Origin of the sequence: Streptomyces sp., from assembly GCF_035563135.1 — a bacterium.
GTDB lineage: Bacteria > Actinomycetota > Actinomycetes > Streptomycetales > Streptomycetaceae > Streptomyces.
The window spans coordinates 1-19727 of record NZ_DATMVN010000339.1 but is presented as its reverse complement, the minus strand read 5'-3'; the positions used below and the strand labels follow the sequence as shown (position 1 = coordinate 19727).

General features: G+C 71.0%; 18 protein-coding genes and 2 pseudogenes. 4 read left to right on the top strand and 16 right to left on the bottom strand.

The features are described from left to right. Positions 1-400: bifunctional pyr operon transcriptional regulator/uracil phosphoribosyltransferase PyrR (gene pyrR / locus VN520_RS14755; protein ID WP_325747359.1), on the bottom strand; the 400-nt coding region annotated here is incomplete at its 3' end. Positions 401-621: 221 nt separating this feature from the next. Here pyrR and bldD point away from each other — a divergent pair. Next, complete coding sequence (gene bldD, locus VN520_RS14750; RefSeq protein ID WP_124267334.1) at positions 622-1122, top strand: transcriptional regulator BldD; 501 nt, start codon at positions 622-624, stop codon at positions 1120-1122. Positions 1123-1277: 155 nt separating this feature from the next. Here bldD and nusB read toward each other — a convergent pair whose 3' ends face one another. The 7 genes from nusB to aroC all read right to left on the bottom strand — a co-directional run bounded on the left by nusB (position 1278) and on the right by aroC (position 7712). Continuing rightward, entirely contained in the window at positions 1278-1709 is a 432-nt protein-coding gene (gene nusB / locus VN520_RS14745; RefSeq protein WP_031097763.1) for a transcription antitermination factor NusB, read from the bottom strand. Between the two features lie 2 nt (positions 1710-1711). After that, entirely contained in the window at positions 1712-2278 is a 567-nt protein-coding gene (efp, locus tag VN520_RS14740; protein WP_311313502.1) for an elongation factor P, read from the bottom strand. 73 nt (positions 2279-2351) lie between these two features. Further along, positions 2352-3458, bottom strand: coding sequence for an aminopeptidase P family protein (locus VN520_RS14735; protein ID WP_325747358.1), 1107 nt, complete (start codon positions 3456-3458; stop codon positions 2352-2354). Positions 3459-3527: 69 nt separating this feature from the next. After that, positions 3528-4337, bottom strand: a complete 810-nt coding sequence (locus tag VN520_RS14730; RefSeq protein WP_325747357.1) for a Pro-rich N-terminal domain-containing protein — start codon at positions 4335-4337, stop codon at positions 3528-3530. A gap of 107 nt (positions 4338-4444) precedes the next feature. Beyond that, positions 4445-4888 carry a type II 3-dehydroquinate dehydratase gene (locus VN520_RS14725; protein ID WP_325747356.1) on the bottom strand — a complete coding sequence of 148 codons (444 nt, stop codon included), beginning with the start codon at positions 4886-4888 and terminating at the stop codon, positions 4445-4447. Further along, on the bottom strand, positions 4885-6531 hold the full coding sequence (gene aroB, locus VN520_RS14720; RefSeq protein WP_325747355.1) for a 3-dehydroquinate synthase: 1647 nt from the start codon (positions 6529-6531) through the stop codon (positions 4885-4887). Before aroB ends, VN520_RS14725 begins: the two co-directional genes overlap by 4 nt. Beyond that, a complete protein-coding gene (gene aroC / locus VN520_RS14715; RefSeq protein WP_325747354.1) occupies positions 6528-7712 on the bottom strand; it encodes a chorismate synthase in 1185 nt (394 codons plus the stop codon). The genes aroB and aroC overlap by 4 nt, the downstream gene beginning before the upstream one ends. 328 nt (positions 7713-8040) lie before the next feature. On the opposite strand from aroC, the gene VN520_RS14710 reads away from it, so the two are divergent. After that, positions 8041-8286, top strand: coding sequence for a hypothetical protein (locus VN520_RS14710; RefSeq protein WP_325747353.1), 246 nt, complete (start codon positions 8041-8043; stop codon positions 8284-8286). Between the two features lie 123 nt (positions 8287-8409). Here VN520_RS14710 and VN520_RS14705 read toward each other — a convergent pair whose 3' ends face one another. The 6 genes from VN520_RS14705 to VN520_RS14680 form a co-directional block, all read right to left on the bottom strand. Then, on the bottom strand, positions 8410-9255 hold the full coding sequence (locus tag VN520_RS14705; RefSeq protein ID WP_325747352.1) for a shikimate dehydrogenase: 846 nt from the start codon (positions 9253-9255) through the stop codon (positions 8410-8412). Next, entirely contained in the window at positions 9252-10967 is a 1716-nt protein-coding gene (mltG, locus tag VN520_RS14700; RefSeq protein WP_325747351.1) for an endolytic transglycosylase MltG, read from the bottom strand. Before mltG ends, VN520_RS14705 begins: the two co-directional genes overlap by 4 nt. A gap of 100 nt (positions 10968-11067) precedes the next feature. Next, on the bottom strand, positions 11068-11541 hold the full coding sequence (gene ruvX / locus VN520_RS14695; protein ID WP_414719847.1) for a Holliday junction resolvase RuvX: 474 nt from the start codon (positions 11539-11541) through the stop codon (positions 11068-11070). Between the two features lie 8 nt (positions 11542-11549). Further along, positions 11550-14219: an alanine--tRNA ligase gene (gene alaS, locus VN520_RS14690; RefSeq protein ID WP_325747349.1), complete on the bottom strand. Its 2670-nt coding sequence runs from the start codon at positions 14217-14219 to the stop codon at positions 11550-11552. Beyond that, the gene (locus tag VN520_RS14685) at positions 14219-14515 is read right to left on the bottom strand and encodes a hypothetical protein (RefSeq protein WP_325747348.1); all 297 of its coding nucleotides are present in this window, start codon (positions 14513-14515) and stop codon (positions 14219-14221) included. The genes alaS and VN520_RS14685 overlap by 1 nt, the downstream gene beginning before the upstream one ends. A 7-nt stretch (positions 14516-14522) precedes the next feature. Next, positions 14523-14972, bottom strand: a complete 450-nt coding sequence (locus tag VN520_RS14680; protein ID WP_103516283.1) for a DUF948 domain-containing protein — start codon at positions 14970-14972, stop codon at positions 14523-14525. A 239-nt stretch (positions 14973-15211) separates the two neighbouring features. Here VN520_RS14680 and VN520_RS14675 point away from each other — a divergent pair. Next, a pseudogene (locus VN520_RS14675) lies at positions 15212-17454 on the top strand (ATP-binding protein). Here VN520_RS14675 and rpsD read toward each other — a convergent pair. Beyond that, the gene (rpsD, locus tag VN520_RS14670; RefSeq protein ID WP_014157362.1) at positions 17442-18056 is read right to left on the bottom strand and encodes a 30S ribosomal protein S4; all 615 of its coding nucleotides are present in this window, start codon (positions 18054-18056) and stop codon (positions 17442-17444) included. The pseudogene VN520_RS14675 and the gene rpsD overlap by 13 nt on opposite strands. A gap of 188 nt (positions 18057-18244) precedes the next feature. Here rpsD and VN520_RS14665 point away from each other — a divergent pair, with 188 nt between their 5' ends. Next, a complete protein-coding gene (locus VN520_RS14665; protein ID WP_325747346.1) occupies positions 18245-18946 on the top strand; it encodes a DUF2470 domain-containing protein in 702 nt (233 codons plus the stop codon). Positions 18947-18953: 7 nt separating this feature from the next. On the opposite strand, the pseudogene VN520_RS14660 reads toward VN520_RS14665, so the two are convergent. After that, a pseudogene (locus tag VN520_RS14660) lies at positions 18954-19727 on the bottom strand (replication-associated recombination protein A); the annotation flags it as partial.

Below are 19727 nucleotides of genomic sequence, written 5' to 3'. Positions count from 1 at the left end.
GCGGGCGGCCGATGTCGCCCAGCGCGTCGAGGGCGGCGCGGATGGTGCGGCCGGAGAAGAGCACGTCGTCGACGAGGACGACCAGGCGGCCGTCGATGCCGTCGCCGGGGATCTCGGTGCGGGCCAGCGCGCGCGGCGGATGCATGCGCAGGTCGTCGCGGTACATGGTGATGTCGAGCGAGCCGACCGGAATCTTGCGCTCGGTGATCTGCTCGAGCTTGTCGGCGAGCCGCCGGGCGAGGAAGACGCCCCGGGTCGGAATGCCGAGGAGCACCACGTCGTCGGCGCCCTTGGCGCGTTCGACGATCTCGTGGGCGATCCGGGTCAGCACCCGGGCGATGTCGGAAGCCTCGAGAACGGGGCGTGCCGCATTGCCGGTGTGGTCATGCTGTGCGTCCATAAGAAACGGACCTCCTTCTCCGCCTCACTGGACGGATGTTAAAGGACGTCGAAATTGCGTCATCCACGTTACCAGGGCTTGCGCGAAGCCCCGGTCCCGGCCCCGGGAGGTGGCAGTCCGGACCTTTCGGCTTGACGCAGCCAAGTAACGCTGCGTAACCTCACAGTGAGTTACCAGCCACGCGGCCCAGCCGCAGAATGTTCCAGCGTCCGGGGAGCCTTATGTCCAGCGAATACGCAAAGCAGCTCGGGGCCAAGCTCCGCGCCATCCGCACCCAGCAGGGCCTCTCCCTCCACGGCGTGGAGGAGAAGTCGCAGGGCCGCTGGAAGGCCGTCGTGGTCGGTTCCTACGAGCGCGGCGACCGTGCCGTGACCGTGCAGCGCCTTGCCGAGCTGGCCGACTTCTACGGCGTTCCGGTGCAGGAGCTCCTGCCCGGCACGACCCCCGGCGGTGCCGCCGAGCCGCCGCCGAAGCTGGTCCTCGACCTGGAGCGCCTCGCCCACGTGCCGCCGGAGAAGGCCGGACCGCTGCAGCGTTACGCGGCGACGATCCAGAGCCAGCGCGGTGACTACAACGGCAAGGTGCTCTCCATCCGGCAGGACGATCTGCGCACCCTCGCCGTGATCTACGACCAGTCGCCGTCCGTGCTCACGGAGCAGCTGATCAGCTGGGGCGTGCTGGACGCCGACGCGCGCCGCGCGGTGGCCCACGACGAGAGCTGACGAACCCCACGAGAGAACCGGGCCGGCGGGACCTCAGGGTCCCGCCGGCCCGGTTCTCTCGTGTCCCGGCCGTTTCGGCCGGCCGGTCCGGTACGCCGAAGGGCCCGCGGTCACGTCGACCGCGGGCCCTTCGTCCGGCTCTGCGCCGCCAGGGGCTACTGCTCCCGGCGTAGATTCGGCTTGAGGTCCTTGAACCGGGCCAGCAGGCCGTTCACGAAGGCCGGGGAATCGTCCGTGGAGAACTCCTTGGCGAGCTGGACCGCCTCGTCGATGACCACGGCGTCCGGGGTCGAGTCCATCCAGATCAGCTCGTACGCACCGAGCCGCAGGATGCTCCGGTCGACGACCGGCATGCGGTCGATCTCCCAGTCCACGGCATAGGTGACGATGAGGTCGTCGATCCGGTCCGCGTACTGCGCGTACCCCTCGACCAGCTCCATCGTGAATTCACCGACCGGCGGCTGACGGTCGTCGGTCCGCGAGAGCCGCACCCAGTCCGCGAGGACCGTCTGCACGGACTCACCGCGCTGGTCGGCCTCGAAAAGGATCTGGAAGGCGCGCTTGCGGGCCTTGTTCCGGGCAGCCACGGTTAGCTGTTCACCCGGCCGAGGTAGTCGCCCGAACGGGTGTCGACCTTGATCTTCTCACCGGTCGTGATGAACAGCGGGACGCCGATCTCGTAACCGGTCTCCAGGGTGGCGGGCTTGGTGCCACCGGTGGAGCGGTCGCCCTGGACGCCCGGGTCGGTGTGCTGGATGGTCAGCTCGACCGCGGCGGGCAGCTCGACGTAGAGCACCTCGCCCTCGTGCTGCGCGACGGAGGCGGTGAAACCCTCGATCAGGAAGTTGGCGGCGTCGCCGACGGCCTTGCGGTCGACCATGAGCTGGTCGTACGTGTCCATGTCCATGAAGACGAAGTACTCGCCGTCCATGTACGAGAACTGCATGTCACGGCGGTCGATGGTGGCCGTTTCGACCTTCACGCCGGCGTTGAACGTCTTGTCGACGACCTTGCCGGAGAGCACGTTCTTGAGCTTGGTGCGCACGAAGGCGGGGCCCTTGCCGGGCTTGACGTGCTGGAACTCGACGACGGACCAGAGCTGGCCTCCGTCGAGCTTGAGCACCAGGCCGTTCTTGAGGTCGTTCGTGGAAGCCACGGTTGCGGAATCTCCTGGACTGAAGCTGGTGGACGGCCAAGGATCCGCGCCGGGGTCCCCGTGAGGAGTTCCCCTAGAGCGCGAGCAGTTCCTTGGTCGTAATGGTGAGTAGCTCGGGTCCGCCGTCCGCCTCGGGGCGCACGACGAGAGTGTCATCGATCCGGACACCGCCCCGGCCCGGGAGGTGGACCCCCGGTTCGACGGTGACCGGCACACAAGCGTCCAGTTTACCCATGGCTGTCGGTGCCAACTGCGGGTCCTCGTCGATTTCGAGTCCGACCCCGTGCCCGGTGCTGGACTGGAGGCCGTCGGAGTGGCCCGCCGAGTCCAGGAGATGACGGGCCGCGCGGTCCACGTCCCGGCAGGCGGCGCCGGGGACCAGGGCCTCCCGTCCGGCGCGCTGAGCGGCGAAAACGAGGTCGTAGAGCTCGATCTGCCAGTCGGCGGGACTCGTCCCGATGACGAACGTCCGGCCGATCTCGCAACGGTATCCCCGGTAGTTCGCCCCCAGGCAGACGGAAAGGAAATCGCCCTCCTCGACCCTGCGGTCGGTGGGCCGGTGACGGCCCCGGCCCGAGTGCGGTCCCGTACCCACGGAGGTGGCGAAGGCCGGGCCGTCGGCCCCGTGGTCCACCAGCCGGCGCTCCAGCTCCAGGGCGAGATGGCGCTCGGTGCGCCCCACCAGAATGGATTCGAGGAGTTCGCCGAGCGCCTGGTCGGTGATCTCCGCGGCGATCCGCAGGCAGGCGATCTCCTCCTCGTCCTTCACCAGGCGCAGTTGCTCCACGGTGCTGCCGAGGTCGCACAGGCGCACGCGCGGGGCGACGGAGCTCATGGCGCGGTGGCGGGAGACGGTCAGATCGTGTTCCTCGACGGCCAGGGAGTCCGCGTGCAGGCCGTCGGCGAGACCGGCGGCCGTGACCACCGGGTCACCGCCGGCCTCGGGAAGGACGGTCAGCCGCAGGTGCTCGTCGAGGCGCCCGTGGGCGGGGTCCCCGGCCGGTGCGCGGGGGCAGAGCAGGACGTCCTCACCGGGACCGAGCAGCAGCACGGCGCCGGGCGGGGCCCCGCCCGCGAGATAGCGGACGTTGGCGGGGCGGGAGACCAGGGCGGCCGCGGCTCCGGCGGCGGCGTACCGGTCACGTAGCAGCCCGCGTCGGACGGCGTACACCTCTGACATGTTCCTGAGCCTACGAGCGCCGGCGGGGCCCCGCCCGGTCAGCGCACCCGACCGGGCACCGCCCGGCCGCTACCAGGCCGGCGGGCTGGCTATGGAGCGGGCCAGGACGTCGTCGAGGACGCGCGCCGTCGTCTCCACGTCGTAGGTGGAGTTGTCGATGATCGGCAGGCCGGAGCCGTACCAGCCGGCCATGCGGCCGTGGATCCGGGCGACTTCCTCGTCGGAGAGCCTGCGGTTCCCGCTGCGGGCCGCGTTGCGCTCCAGGACGACCTCCAGACCGGGCAGGAGGACCACGGGCAGCAGCCCGGGGCCCACATGGCGCTTCCAGCCGCCGAGGCCGACGACGGGCCGGTCGGGGAAGACGGCGTCGTCGAGGATGCAGGAGATGCCGTTGGCCAGGAAATTACGGGCGGCGAAGCCGCAGGTGCGCCGGGCCAGGCGGTACTGGGCCTCGGAGTGGTCGTTCCATCCGGCCTGCGGGTCGGCGAAGCCGGAACAGACCCATTCGCGGACGTCGTCGAGGGAGACGTGCGCGGTGGGAACCCTGCGGCGGCCCGCCCAGAGCTTGGCGACCGTGGTCTTCCCCGCTCCGGCCGGCCCGATCAGGAGCACGGCCAGGGTCGCGGAGCCCGTACCCGCCTCGGCGGGCGGAGCGGGCAGCGGAACCGGTCCGCCGGGCGGCAGCTGGACGTGCCCGGTGGTCTCCCGGGCCGGAGGGACCGGAGGGTGCTGGGGCGCGGGCGGCTGGGCCCCGGGAGCCAGGGGAGGGAGAGGCGGCCCCGAGGGGCCGGGGTGGCCTGAGTGCTGGGCCTGGTGCGTCCACGGTCCGTTTCCGGGACCCTGGGGCGGCGGCAGCGGGGCCCCCACTGCGTGCTGCATCCGGTGCCACTCCGTCTCGTACAGGCAACTGGCGCTGGTCGACGGCAACCGTACCTTCCCCGGCCGCCGTGCGGTGAACGGGCGGGGAGGGTACGAAGTGCCCGGTGTCAGCCCGTCAGTTCCCCGGCCAGGGCCCGCAGGGCGAGCCGGTAGGAACCGATTCCGAAGCCTGCCACGGTGCCGGTGGCCACCGGGGCGACCACCGAGGTGTGGCGGAATTCCTCCCGTGCGTACGGATTCGAGATGTGCACCTCGATCAGCGGAGCGGTGCGCTGGGCTGCCGCATCGCGCATCCCGTACGAATAGTGCGTGAAGGCGCCCGGGTTGAGAACGACCGGAATCGAACCGTCCGCCGCCTCGTGGAGCCAGCGGATCAACTCGCCCTCGTCGTTGGTCTCGCGGACCTCGACGTCGAAGCCGAGTTCCTCGCCGAGGGCCCGGCAGGCGTCGACCAGACCGGCGTAGGACGTCGCGCCGTAGACGTCGGGCTCGCGGGAGCCGAGACGTCCGAGGTTCGGGCCGTTGAGCACGAAGACCCTGCGGGCCGTCACGCGGAGACCTCCCCGTAGGCGGCGAGCAGGACGGCCGGGTCGGGACCCTCCAGCACGGTGGGCTTGCCGATGCCGTCCAGGACGATGAAGCGCAGCAGGTCGCCGCGGGACTTCTTGTCGACCTTCATGTTCTCCAGGAGCTTGGGCCACTGGTCACCGCGGTAGGTGAGCGGCAGCCCGACGGACTCCAGGACGGCGCGGTGGCGGTCGGCGGTGGCGTCGTCGAGGCGTCCGGCGAGCCTGCCCAGCTCGGCGGCGAAGACCATGCCGACCGAGACGGCCGCGCCGTGGCGCCACTTGTAGCGCTCGTTCTTCTCGATGGCGTGGGCCAGGGTGTGGCCGTAGTTGAGGATCTCCCTCAGGCCGGACTCCTTGAGGTCGCTGGAGACGACCTCGGCCTTGACCCGGATGGAGCGCTCGATCAGCTCGGCGGTGTGCGGTCCGGCGGGCGTGCGGGCGCCCTGGGGGTCGGCCTCGACGAGGTCGAGGATCACCGGGTCCGCGATGAAGCCGGCCTTGATGATCTCGGCCATGCCGGAGACGTAGTCGTGGACCGGCAGCGAGTCCAGCGCGGCGAGGTCGCAGAGCACCCCGGCCGGCGGGTGGAAGGCGCCCACCAGGTTCTTGCCCTCGGCGGTGTTGATGCCGGTCTTGCCACCGACCGCGGCGTCGACCATGGCGAGCACGGTCGTCGGTACGGCGATCCAGCGCACCCCGCGCAGCCAGGACGCGGCGACGAAGCCTGCGACGTCGGTGGTGGCGCCGCCCCCCACGCCGACGATGACGTCGGTGCGGGTGAAGCCGGTCTGGCCGAGCGCCTTCCAGCAGTAGGCGGCGACCTCGACGGTCTTGGCCTCCTCGGCGTTCGGCAGCTGGATCGCGATCGCCTCGTAGCCCTGGGCGGCGAGGTCCTCACGGACCGCCTCACCGGTCTCGGCGAGCGCCTCGGGGTGCAGGACGGCGACCCGCTTGGCGCGGTCACCGATGAGCTTCGGCAGCTCGCCGAGGAGCTGGCGGCCGACGAGCACCTCGTACGGGTCGGTGCCTGCCGTGCCGGCGATCTGGATGCGCGTGGTGCCCTGCTCGGTCATGCGTGTCTCCTCCTGGCCGGAGGGTACGGGCGGGCCGTCGTGCTCCGGCAGTTCCAGTGCCTCGATGATCGCCTGGGCGACCTCTTCGGGAGTGCGTGCGTCGGTGGCGACGGTGACGGTGGCCACCTCTTCGTAGAGAGGGCGCCTGGTGTCCATGAGCTCACGCCACTGCCGTCGCGGGTTGACGGCGAGGAGGGGGCGGGCCGTGTTGAGCCCGACCCTCCGGACGGCCTCGTCCACGTCCATGGAGAGGTAGGCGACCGGACGGGCGGCGAGCAGGGCGCGGATCTCCGCGTCGAGCACGGCGCCGCCACCGAGGGCGAGGACGCCGGTGTGCCGGTCGATCCCGTCCCGCACCGCCTGACGCTCCAGAGCGCGGAAGTGCTCCTCGCCGTCGTCGAAGAAGATCTCCGGGATCGCCTTGCCCGCCGTGGCCACGATGTCCGCGTCGGTGTCCCGGCAGGAGGTGCCCAGGCGGGCGGCGAGCAGCTCGCCCACCGTGGACTTGCCCACCCCCATCGGGCCGACCAGGACGATCAGCGGGCCGCTCACCGGATCTGGAGGTGGGAGAGGTACGACTGCACGTTGCGGCGGGTCTCGGCGACACTGTCGCCGCCGAACTTCTCCGCCACCGCGTCGGCCAGCACCAGAGCGACCATCGCCTCGGCGACGATGCCCGCGGCGGGGACGGCGCACACGTCGGAACGCTGGTGGTGGGCCTTGGCCGCCTCACCGGTCACCACGTCGACCGTGGCGAGCGCCCGGGGCACGGTGGCGATGGGCTTCATCGCGGCGCGGACCCGCAGCAGCTCACCGGTCGTGAGTCCCCCCTCGGTCCCGCCCGCGCGGCCGGAGGTGCGCCTGATCCCGTCCTCGGTGGCCACGATCTCGTCGTGCGCCTTCGAGCCGGGCACCCGGGCCAGGTCGAAGCCGTCGCCGACCTCGACGCCCTTGATGGCCTGAATGCCCATCAGTGCGGCGGCGAGCCGGGCGTCGAGCCTGCGGTCCCAGTGCACGTGCGAGCCGAGCCCGACGGGGACCCCGTACCCGAGCACCTCGACGACTCCCCCGAGGGTGTCGCCGTCCTTGTGGGCCTGGTCGATCTCCGCGACCATCGCCTTCGACGCGTCGGCGTCCAGGCAGCGCACGGGGTCGGCGTCGAGCCGCTCGACGTCGGAGGGCTCGGGGTGGACGCCGTAGGGCGCCTTGGCCGCCGCCAGCTCGACGACGTGGGAGACGATCTCGATGCCCGCGGTCTCCTTGAGGTAGGAGCGGGCGACCGCGCCGAGGGCGACACGGGCCGCGGTCTCCCGGGCACTGGCGCGTTCCAGGACCGGCCGGGCCTCGTCGAAGCCGTACTTCTGCATACCGGCCAGGTCGGCGTGGCCGGGCCGGGGGCGGGTCAGCGGGGCGTTACGGGCCTGCGCGGCCAGCACCTCGGGGTCGACCGGGTCGGCCGACATGACCTGCTCCCACTTGGGCCACTCGGTGTTGCCCACCATGACAGCGACGGGAGAGCCCATGGTCAGGCCGTGCCGGACACCGCCGAGGAAGGTGACCTCGTCCTTCTCGAACTTCATCCGGGCGCCGCGCCCGTAACCGAGCCGCCGCCGGGCGAGCGCGTCCGCCACCATCTCCGTGGTGACGGGGATACCGGCGGGAAGACCCTCCAGCGTCGCCACCAGTGCGGGGCCGTGCGACTCTCCGGCGGTCAGCCAGCGCAACCTGCTCAACGGTGCTCCTCATGCTCGCGCCTGTAACTGCGACGGCGCGACCGGGTGCGCGGCCCTGGCCCGCCGCCTCCGATCCTCCCACGTCCGGGGGCGGGGGCCGGCCGCCGGTCCAGCAGACGGACGGCCCCGCGGAACGGCGGGCCCCGGGCCCGGCATGCGGCGCCCGCGCCGGGCGGCACGGACGGGGCAGGAAAGCCGCACCCATGTACATTCGCACACCATGCATGGCAATTACACTCAGTAAATCAATATGCTTGGCGCCCCATCAGGGAGAAATAATAATCTCGGCGCAAGAATTTCAGAAATGTAATTAATCAGGACGCGCAAGATGCGTAAATCCCTGATACCGCTGGGCCTGGGCGCCGCGTTGGCCCTGCCGGTCACCCTCGGCGGCACCGCATACGCCGGAGAGGGGAACTCGGACTGGCGCTACATCGACTGCACGTCGGGCGGCGCCCAGGGCGAGCTGGGATACCGCTGGTGGAGCAAGGGCGCCGTCACGTCGATCGACCTGTCGGTCACCGCGTACGACATCGTGACGTACAGGACCTGCTGGGTGTCCGAGGCCGCCTGAGCCCTGAGGGCCACGGAATCCGTCCGGCGGGCGGGACGTGGAGCCGTCCCGTCCGCCGCGGCGTCTTCGCACGGGCCTCGTCCGCCGGCTGCTGCCGTTCCGGCGCACGTGTCCCCGCCCCCGTCATCCGGAAGCGTGCGGCTCCCGCCCGCGGAGCGCCGTCCGGCCCGCCGCCCTCATCACGGCGAGCGGTGCCTCCGGGCGGCCCGTCATCTGTTCCACCTGGAGAACAGCCTGGTGCACGAGGAGGTCGAGCCCGCCGACCACCGGACCGCCGGCCGCTGCCCAGCGGGAGGCCAGCCGGGTCGGCCAGGGCTCGTACAGCACGTCGAACAGGGTGCCGGGGGCTGCGGGGACGGCCTCCGCCAGGGCGTCCGTGGTGCCGGCCGGGGTGGTGGCGATCACCAGCGGGGCACGGAGGGCCTCGTCGGCCTGCGCCCAGTCCGCGATCCTGACGTCGGCACCGAGGCGTTCGCCCCAGCCGCGCATCTCCTCGGCCCGTGCCGCACTGCGCACATAGGCCGTGACCGGCCCGGTGCAGATCCCGGCGAGGGCGGCCAGCGCGGAGGACGCGGTGGCTCCGGCTCCGAGGACGGCGGCGGACTCGGCCTTCTCGATGCCGCGTTCGCGCAGGGCCGCGACCATTCCGGGGATGTCGGTGTTGTCGCCGACGCGCCGGCCGTCCTCGGTGAGGACCACGGTGTTGACGGCCTCGACCGCGGCTGCCGCGCCGCTGACCTCGTCCAGGAGCGGGATGACCGCCCGCTTGAGCGGCATGGTCAGGGACAGCCCCGCCCAGGAGGAGTCCAGTCCTTCGACGAAGGCGGGGAGTCCCGCCTCGTCCACGTCGAAGCGCTCGTACGACCAGTTCTCCAGCCCCAGCTCCGCGTACGCGGCGCGGTGCAGGGCCGGGGAGAGGGAGTGGGCGATGGGCGAGCCGAGGACCGCGGCCCGGCGGATGACACTCACTGCTCTGCCTGGTTCTCTTGGTATTTCTGGCGGTTGCGCTCGTGCTCTTCGTTCGTCACCGCGAACAGCGTCTGGTCCTCGGTCACGGAGACGAAGTAGTACCAGGGGCCGGACGCCGGACTGATCGCCGAGTGCAGTGCCTCCGCACCCGGATTGGAGATCGGTCCGAGCGGCAGGCCCTTGATGCTGTATGTGTTGTACGGGTCGTCGATCTTTCGCAGGTCGTCGACGGCTCCCACGTCCAGCGTGCTCTCGGCTCGGATGTAGTTGATCGTCGAGTCGAATTCGAGCCGCCCGACCGTCTCCAGATTGTCCGGCTCGAGCCGGTTGTAGACGACCCTTGCGACCTTGTCGAAGTCGTGCTTGTACTTGCCCTCTTTCTGGACGAGGCTCGCTACGGTGATGAGGTCGAGCGGCGAGTCCAGATTCAGCTTTTTCGCATTTTTCTCGAGATCGAGCTTCCCGTATTCCTTGTTGGCCCGGGTGACCATTTTCTTCAGCGCATCCTCGGGTTTCGAGCCCTTGGAGACCGCATACGCCGCCGGGAAGAGGAAACCCTCCAGCGGGTCCTTGATCCCAGGATCGTCATCCGCCCATTCAGGCAGCCCGAGGCTCTCCGCTTTCGTCTTCGCGACGCCGGCGGTGGTGCCGGCCTTCAAGCCCAGCCTCTTGTCGATCGCGGCATAGATACCGGTGGTGCTCGTTCCCTCAGGAATGACGAGTGCGTTCTGGCTCTTCGGGTCCAGCATCATCTCGACGGCACTGTCGGCGGACATCTCCTTCTTCAGGAGATAGACACCGGCCTGCAGGGATCCCCCTTTGGGATTCCCGTTCTGTGCCGAGATGAAGGCATCGACGGATTTCACGACACCCGCCTTCTTCAGGATGTTCGCGATCTCGTTGCCCAGTGCGCCCGGCGGGATCTCCACCTCGACCGAGCCCGTGCCGCCGCCCGCGTAGTCGGGCGCCGAGCCGAACTGGCTCTGGTAGTACGAGTAGCCGAAGTACCCCACCCCGCCGAGGCCGCCGACGAGGACCGCCGCGACACCCAGGCAGGCGCAGCCGTTACGGCTCTTCTTCTTGCCCTTGCCGCGACGCTCTCCGCCGCCGCGGCGGGGCTCACGCGGGTCCTCGTCGTCCTCGCGGGAGCCGGGACGGGGGGCGCGCTCGTCCGCCGGGTCGTCCGTACCCGTGAAGAAGGGATGCGCCTCCTCCTGCGGCGTCTCCGGGTCCCAGTCCTGGCCCTGCTGCCGGGGCTCCGGCTCACGGCGGCCCGGGGGCTGCGGCGGGGGGTATGCCTCGGGGGTCCCGTAGTAGTCGGCCTGGTCGCCGTAGCCACCGGGGGTGCTGCCGTGCTGGGGCTGCTGGGCCGCGTACGGCATCGCCGCCTGCTGGCCGGTGTCCCAGCCGCCGTCGTACTGCGGCGGCTGGGGCTGCTGCTGGGCATACGGGTCCTGCGGCGCGCCGTAGGGCTGCTGCTGCGGATCCTGCTGGTGCTGCTGCTGATTCTGCTGGTGCTGCTGCGAATCCTGCTGGTACGGGTCCTGCTGGTAGCCCTGCTGGGCGTACGGGTCCTGCGCGTAGGGCTGCTGCTGGCCTTCGTACTGGCCCTGGCCGTAGGCGGCCTGCTGGCCTCCCCACCCCTGGTCCCCGTACAAGGGGTCCTCGGGATGCCACGGTTCGGAGCCGGAGCCCCGGCCATACTCAGTCATCGATCCCCTTGAGCCGCGAGACGACGCTCCGTCTCTTCGCTTTGCTGTGCGGTGTCTGTTCGAACACCGGCGCATCGCGCGGAACGTTACCGTATCGCGATCAGACAACCACTTCGACGCCCTCGCCCGGAGCAGCGCCTGACGCCCGTTCGGACTCCAGAGCGTTCTGAAGGATCACCACAGCGGCAGCTTGGTCGATGACAGACCGGCCCTTCTTGGACTTCACGCCCGAAGCGCGCAGCCCCTGAGTGGCTGTCACTGTGGTCATCCTCTCGTCCACGAGGCGCACCGGGACCGGCGCGATCGCACGGGCGAACACCTGGGCGAAGGCGCGGACCTTCGCGGCCGCCGGCCCTTCGCCGCCGCCCAGCGAGCGGGGCAGCCCGACGATGACCTCGATCGGCTCGTACTCCTCGACGATCCGGCCGAGCCGCCGGTGGGCGGCCGGGACGTCGCGCCCCGGCACGGTCTCCACCGGCGTGGCGAGGATCCCGTCGGGGTCGCACGAGGCGACCCCGATACGGGCGTCCCCGACGTCGATGGCGAGTCGGCGTCCACGGCGCATCTGCGACATGTCCGGCGTCACGCCGTCTCGGTGACGAGGCGTTCCACAGCGGCGACGGCGTCGCCGATGGCGTCCGGGTTCTGGCCGCCGCCCTGGGCGACGTCCGGCTTGCCGCCGCCACCGCCACCGAGGGTCTTGGCGGCGGTGCGCACCAGGTCACCGGCCTTGAGGCCGCGCTCGCGGGCCGACTCGTTGGTGGCGATGACCGTCAGCGGGCGGCCGTTGGCCGTCGTGAACAGGGCCACGACGGCAGGGCGCCCGCCCTGGATGCGCCCGCGCACGTCGAGGACGAGCTTGCGCAGGTCGTCGGCCGAGGTGCCGTCCGGCACCTGTCCGGTGACCAGGGCGACACCGCGCACGTCCTTGGCCGAATCCACGAGTCCGGCGGCGGCCGCCAGGACCTTCTCCGCACGGAACTTCTCGATCTCCTTCTCGGCCTCCTTCAGCTTGCCGAGCATGCCGGAGATCTTCTCGGGGAGCTCCTCGGGGCGGCCCTTGAGCAGCTCCTGGAGCTGGGCGACGACCGTGTGCTCCTTGGCGAGGAAGTTGTACGCGTCGACGCCGACCAGGGCCTCGATGCGGCGTACGCCCGAACCGATCGACGACTCGCCGAGCAGCTTCACCAGACCCAGCTGGGCGGTGTTGCGGACGTGGGTCCCGCCGCACAGCTCCTTGGAGAAGTCGCCGATGGTGACGACGCGGACCCGCTCGCCGTACTTCTCGCCGAACTCGGCGATGGCGCCCTGCTTCTTGGCGTCGTCGATGGACATGACCTCGGCCTGGACGTCGAGTTCCCGGGCGAGGACCTCGTTGATCTTCTGCTCGACGTCGGTGAGGACCGTGCCGGGTACGGCGGCGGGCGAGCCGAAGTCGAAGCGGAAGCGGCCGGGCGAGTTCTCCGAACCGGCCTGGGCGGCCGTCGGGCCCAGGGCGTCGCGCAGCGCCTGGTGCGTGAGGTGCGTGGCGCTGTGGGCGCGGGCGATGGCGCGGCGGCGTGTGTTGTCGATGGCGGCGAAGGCGGAAGCGCCGACCGTCACCTCGCCGACCTGCACCGAGCCCTTGTGGACCGAGACGCCCGGGACCGGCTGCTGGACGTCGCGGACCTGGATGACGGCGCCGGTGTCGAGCCGGATCCGGCCCTGGTCGGCGAGCTGGCCGCCGCCCTCGGCGTAGAAGGGGGTGCGGTCGAGGACGACCTCGACCTCGTCGCCCTCGGTCGCGGCGGGCGAGGGCACGCCGTCGACGAGCAGGCCGACGATCTTCGACTCGCCCTCGGTGGAGGTGTAGCCGGTGAACTCGGTGACACCGGAGCTGTCGGCGACCTCGCGGTAGGCGGACAGGTCGGCGTGACCGGTCTTCTTGGCCTTGGCGTCGGCCTTGGCGCGCTCCCGCTGCTCCTTCATCAGACGGCGGAAGCCGTCCTCGTCGACCGAGAGGCCCTGTTCGGCGGCCATCTCCAGCGTGAGGTCGATCGGGAAGCCCCAGGTGTCGTGGAGCAGGAACGCCTTGTCGCCGGCCAGGACCTTGCCGCCGGCGGCCTTGGTCTCGGTGACGGCGGTGTCGAGGATGTTCGTGCCGCCCTTGAGGGCCTTGAGGAAGGCGGCCTCCTCGGCGAGTGCGACGGTCTCGATGCGCTTGCGGTCGGTGATCAGCTCCGGGTACTGCTGCCCCATGGTGTCGACGACGACGTCGACGAGCTCACGGACGACCGGGCCGGTGGCGCCCATGAGCCGCATGTTGCGGATGGCACGGCGCATGATGCGGCGCAGGACGTAGCCGCGGCCCTCGTTGCCCGGGGTGACACCGTCGCCGATGAGCATGACCGACGTACGGATGTGGTCGGCGACGACGCGGAGGGAGACGTCCGAGCCCTGGTCGGCGCCGTAGCGCACGCCGGTGAGCTCGGTGGCCTTGTCCATGACGACGCGCAGGGTGTCGGTCTCGTACATGTTCCGCACGCCCTGCAGGATCATCGCGAGGCGTTCGAGGCCGAGACCGGTGTCGATGTTCTGCGACGGCAGGTCACCGAGGATCGGGAAGTCCTCCTTGCCGTCGCCCGCACCGCGCTCGTACTGCATGAAGACCAGGTTCCAGATCTCCACGTAGCGCTCGTCGTTGACGGCAGGGCCGCCCTCGACGCCGAACTCCGGACCGCGGTCGTAGTTGATCTCGGAGCACGGACCGCAGGGGCCGGGGACGCCCATGGACCAGAAGTTGTCCTTCTTGCCCAGGCGCTGGATGCGCTCGGCCGGCACGCCGATCTTCTCGCGCCAGATCTGCTCGGCCTCGTCGTCGTCGAGGTAGACCGTGATCCACAGCCGCTCGGGGTCGAGGCCGAAGCCGCCGTCCTCCACGGAGTTCGTGAGCGCCGCCCAGGCGAACTCGATGGCGCCTTCCTTGAAGTAGTCGCCGAAGGAGAAGTTGCCGCACATCTGGAAGAACGTGCCGTGCCGGGTGGTCTTGCCGACCTCTTCGATGTCCGGCGTGCGCACGCACTTCTGCACACTGGTGACGCGCGGGGCGGGCGGCTTGACCTCGCCGAGGAAGTAGGGCTTGAAGGGAACCATGCCCGCGGGGACCAGCAGCAGAGTCGGGTCGTCCGCGATGAGCGACGCCGAAGGCACGACGGTGTGGCCGCGCTCCTCGAAGAAGCTCAGCCAGCGGCGGCGGATTTCAGCCGACTCCATCAGTAGTCCTCATTCCGGTTGTTCGAGTGGTAGGGGAGCGTCCGGTGGACGGCGGGTCCGGGGTCAGCCGGCGCCTCGATGCCGAGTGCCCCGCCCAGTTCGGCCTCGCGCCTGACCATGCCCTCGCGCACGTCGAGGGCGAAGTCCTTCAGCTTGTGGCCTGCCTCGACCGCCTTGTCCGCGGCCTGCGCCGCGAGGCTCTCGGGGGCCAGTCGGCGGATCTTGCGGTTGACCTTGGTGGTGGCCCAGACGCCGGCGGCTGCGCCGGCGGTGAACCAGAACGTACGGCGGAACATCGCTGGTTCAGTCCTTCTGTCCACGGGAACTCCGGCCGTTCCGCTTCCTGTCGCGGGCGGACGGAACGGTTCGGCCGACGATCACGGTGCGGCGGGAGGCCCGGCGGGCCGGTTCCGGCTCCGCGGCGGTACGGCGGCCGATCGCCTGCCGCACCCCGTAACCGAATGCGGCGACCTTCACGAGCGGGCCGCCGAACGTCGACGCGACGGTGGTGGACAGGGCGGAGGCGTTGGAGGTGACCTCCTGGACGTCGCTCGCGATGGCGTCGACCTTGTCGAGCTGGGTCTGCGCGGAGCGCAGCGTCGCGGAGGCGTCGGCGAGCAGCGGAACCGCCTGCTCCGTCACGTCCGCCACCAGCGCGGTGGTCGCCTTGAGCGTCTGGGCCAGCCTCACCAGTACCACGGCGAGGAAGGACACCAGGATCGCCCAGAAGACAGCCACCAGGATGCCGGCCACCTCTCCACCGGACACAGTGCACCGCTCTCTGCTCGTCGCCCGCATCGGCCGGGACCTCTCCCGGCCGGTATCTGCCTGTCACGTCCCGGCGGGCGCGTCCTGCCACCACTGCCGACCGTCGTCCCCCCGAGCCTATCGCGCCGGACGTCGCGCGCCGTACCGCATTACGGACGGCGGCGTGCGCCCCGGACCCGGGGAGATTGTACGGAGAGCTTATGTGCCAGTACTCTGCGTGTTTCATGCGACGCCCTCACCACCCCTCCCCCACGCCCGACGACGCGGAGCCCGCCCCCGCACGCGGGAATCTCCCGGCGGAGCTGAGCGCCTTCGTGGGACGCGAGGGCGAACTGGCGGAACTCCAGCCACTCCTGCGGGAGTCCAGGCTCGTCACCGTGGCGGGGGCCGCCGGGGTCGGGAAGTCCCGTTTCGTGGCCCGGGCCGCGGCGCTGATGGAGAAACGGTACTGCGATGGCGTCTGGATCGCCGAGCTGTCGGCCGTCCGTGGTCCCGAGCTGCTCGAACACGCACTCGTCGACGCCCTGGGGCTGACCGACCACACCAGCAGGCCGCCGCGCGCCGTACTGGTCGAGCACTGTGCGCGGCGCCGGCTCCTGCTCGTGATCGACGGCTTCGAGCACCTCGCCGACGCCTGTGCCGTGCTCGTACGGGAACTGCTCCGCCGTGCGCCCGGCCTCCAGGTGCTCGCGGCGGGCCGCCGTCCGCTCCGGGTGGACGGCGAACTCGTCCTTCAGCTGCCGCCGATGACGGACGACGACGCCCTGGAGCTGTTCGTGCGGCGCGCCGCCGCGGTGCGCCCGGGGTTCCGGCCGGCGGACGGCGGCCGGGAGACCGCACGGGAGCTCTGCCGGCGCCTCGACGGCCTCCCGCTGGCCATCGAACTCGCCGCGGGGCGGCTGCGGGCCCTGACGACGGAACAGGTGCTGCACCGCCTGGACGACCGGTTCCGGCTGCTGACCGGCGGCAGCCCGAGTGCGCTCCCCCGCCACCGGACACTGCGTACGGCCATCGGCTGGAGTCATGAGCTGTGCACTCCCGAGCAACGGCTGCTGTGGGCGCGGCTCTCGGTGTTCGCCGGACAGTTCGACCTGGAGGCCGTCGAGTACGTCTGCAGCGGCCCCGGTCTGCCGGCCGACTCCGTGCTGGACGTGCTGGACGAGCTGCTCGCGCAGTCCGTGGTGCTGCGCGAGGACTCGGCCGTGGGCAGCCGCTACCGGCTGCTGGACACCGTCCGGGAGTACGGCGCCGAGTGGCTGCGGGCGGCCGGGGACACCGAGCGGCTGCGCCGCAGGCACCGGGACTGGTACCTGGGGCTCGCCACCTGGTGCGAACTCGACTGGTTCAGCCCCAGGCAGGCGGAGGCCGCGGCACGGGTCGACAGCGATCTGCCCAATCTGCGCCGTGCCATGGAGTGCTCGATGGAGAGCCCGGAGGAGGTCCATCTCGCGCAGTACCTGGCGGGCACGCTCTGGTTCTACTGGGCGGGCTGCGGGCATCTCTCCGAGGGCCGCCACTGGCTGGACCACGTCCTGGAGGAGGAGTCCCCCCACGACCACTCGCGGCTGAAGGCCCTGTGGGTGCTCGGGTACGTCGCGGTGCTGCAGGGGGACCCGGCCGGCGCCGTGTCCGCCCTGCAGGAGTGCCGTGAGGAGGGCGAGCGCTCGGGGGACGCCACCGCCGTCGCCTACGCGGTGCACCGCACGGGCTGCCTCTCGATCGTCACGGACGACCCGGTCCGGGCCGAAGAGCTGCTGCGCGAGGCCCTCGGGCGCTATCGGGAGATCGGCGAGCTGAACAGCAACGTGCTGATGGCCCAGGTAGAACTGGGTATGGCCGTGGCGTTCCGCGGAGACCTGGACGCTGCCGCGGCGCTCTGTGACGAGGTCCGGGAGATCTGTGAGGACCACGGCGAGCGATGGGCACTGGCCTACGCGCTGTACGTGCTGGGCTACGCCGCGCTGCGCTCCGGCCCGGGCGGGCGGGCGCGCCGGATGCTCGGACAGTCCCTGTCGATCGCGCACACCTTCCACGACCTGCTCGGCACGGTCCTCTCGCTGGAGCTGCTGGCCCTCGTCACCGTCGTCGAGGGCGACGCGGTGGAGGCGGCGGTGCTCCAGGGCGCGGCGGACCGGATCTGGCCCTCGGTGGGCCTGCCGCTGTTCGGCTCCGTGCATTACGGCAGGCCCCGGACCGAGTGCGAGGAGCGGGCCAGGGCGGAGCTCGGCGATGCGCGGTACGACGCGGAGCGCAGCTCGGGCCGCCGGCTGGACGTGCGGGCCGCGGTGGCGCGGGCGCTCCGGGCCGGGGCGGACGCGGGCACGGTCTCCTAGTGCAGAGCCCGGCCAAGGTCCGCCCCGGACGAAGCCGGACAGAGGAAAAGCGAAGGCCCGCCGCCTCCCGTACGACAGGGAGGGGCGGGCCCGAGCTCGGTCGGGAGCTACGCCTGCGTCATCAGCGGGCGTAGTACTCGACGACGAGCTGCTCGTCGCAGATGACCGGGATTTCCTTGCGGTTCGGGTCCCGGTCCAGGCGGAAGGCCAGAGCCTTCAGGTTCACCTGGAGGTAGCGCGGGGTCTCGCCGTCGGTGTCGTAACCACCCTCACGGGCCACCTGGAAGGGGACCTTGGAGCGGCTGCGCTCGCGGACCTGCACGACGTCGTCGGGGCGCACGCGGAAGGACGGCTTGTCGACCTTGCCGCCGTTGACCTCGATGTGGCCGTGGACGACCATCTGGCGGGCCTGGTAGATGGTGCGGGCGATGCCCGAACGCAGGACCAGGGCGTCGAGGCGGCGCTCGAGCTCGACGACCAGCGCCTCGCCCGTCTTGCCCTCGGCCTTACGGGCGCGGTCGTAGGCGCGCGCCATCTGGCGCTCGCTGATGTCGTACTGCGCGCGCAGACGCTGCTTCTCGAGCAGACGGACCTTGTAGTCCGAGTTCTGCTTGCGGCCACGGCCGTGCTCGCCCGGCGGGTAGGGGCGGGCTTCGAAGTACTTGACAGCCTTCGGCGTCAGGGCGATGCCGAGGGCACGCGACTTCTTGACCTTGGGACGCGACTGGTTAGGCACGTTCTCCAGACCTCCGTTGTAGGTTAGGTTAGGCTTACCTTACTCAAGGAGATCGCATGTCTCGCCCTGGGAACACCACACACGTCACGGACAGCACAGACAGCGGCAGCACACCAGAAGGTGCTGCTACGACGGAAGGCCGATCTGATCGTGGTCAGCCGCGTCCCAGCGGGCTTGAAAACACTCGGATGCCGTCAGCAGCCGAGCGCACACGAACTCTCGTACAGAGTACCTGCTCCGCCGTGCTGCTCGTACCGGGCCTGTCGGTGATCCACCCGGACCAGCTGATGCCGGACAGCAGGAGCATCGGCCCGGAGGGGGATCTCTTCCTCGGCCTCCCCGCCGATTCCCCGGTCGTACGGGCCGCGACGCGCGCCCAGGGCGACGAACTGACCGCTGTGCTGGAGATCACCGATGTCGCACCGGTCTCGGTGCCGCACCGGATCCGCGGCCGCGCCAGGATCTCCGGCTGGCTCACCGCCGTACCGGGGCTCGCGCAGCCCGGCCGGGTGATGCTCCGGCTGGAGACGGGGGAAGCGTCGGTCGATGATCTGTGGGGGTTCGAGGAGGTGGAGCCGGAGGCCTTCCGGGATGCCGTCGCCGACCCGCTGGTCACCCATGAGGCCGAGCTGCTCCAGCATCTGCACTCCGCTCACGGCGAGCAGATGGCCACGCTGTCCGCGCTGCTCGGTGACCGGGCCCGGTGCGGCTGTGCGGAGCACCGGCTCGGCGCCGTCCCGGTCGCACTCGACCGCTTCGGGCTCCGGGTGCGGTTCGTCGACGGCCGCGACGCCTGTTTCGACGCCCGGTTCGAATTTCCCGAGCCCGTGCGTGACATCGGCGAGCTGCACCACGCGATGCACACCCTCTTCGCGGCGGCGTCGTGCTGAGCGGCGCTCACGAGGACGCCGGGCCGCCCTGGTCGCGGCCGAGCCGCTCGCGGACCCTGTCGGCCACATCGGCGTAGCGCGCCTCCGCCCCGTACCGCGTGGGTTCGTAGTAGCGCCGGCCGCGGACGGCGTCCGGGGCGTACTCCTGGGCGGCGATGCCGCCGGGCACGTCGTGCGGGTAGACATAGCCCTGGGCGTGGCCCAGCTTGGCGGCGCCCTTGTAGTGGCCGTCGCGCAGATGGGCCGGGACCGGTCCCGCGAGGCCCCGGCGCACGTCTTCCTGCGCGGCGGAGATCGCCAGCGTCGCCGCGTTCGACTTGGGGGCGAGCGCCAGCGCGATCGTGGCGTGGCTGAGGGTCAGCGCCGCCTCGGGGAATCCGATCATGGCGACCGCCTGGGCCGCCGCCACCGCTGTGGGCAGCGCCGTCGGATCGGCGAGCCCGATGTCCTCACTGGCGGAGATCATCAGTCGCCGGGCGATGAAGCGCGGGTCCTCCCCCGCCTCGATCATGCGCGCCAGATAGTGCAGGGCGGCGTCCACGTCGGACCCGCGGATGGACTTGATCAGGGCGCTCGCGACGTCGTAGTGCTGGTCGCCGTCGCGGTCGTACTTCACGGCAGCGCGGTCGACGGTCTCCTCGAGCGTCGTGAGCGTGATCTCCCGCTCGTGCGTGGTGAGGGCCGCACCCGCGGCCGCCTCCAGCGCGGTCAGCGCACGCCGCGCGTCGCCGCCGGCGATGCGCAGCAGGTGCGCCTCGGCGTCCTCGGGCAGGGTGACGGC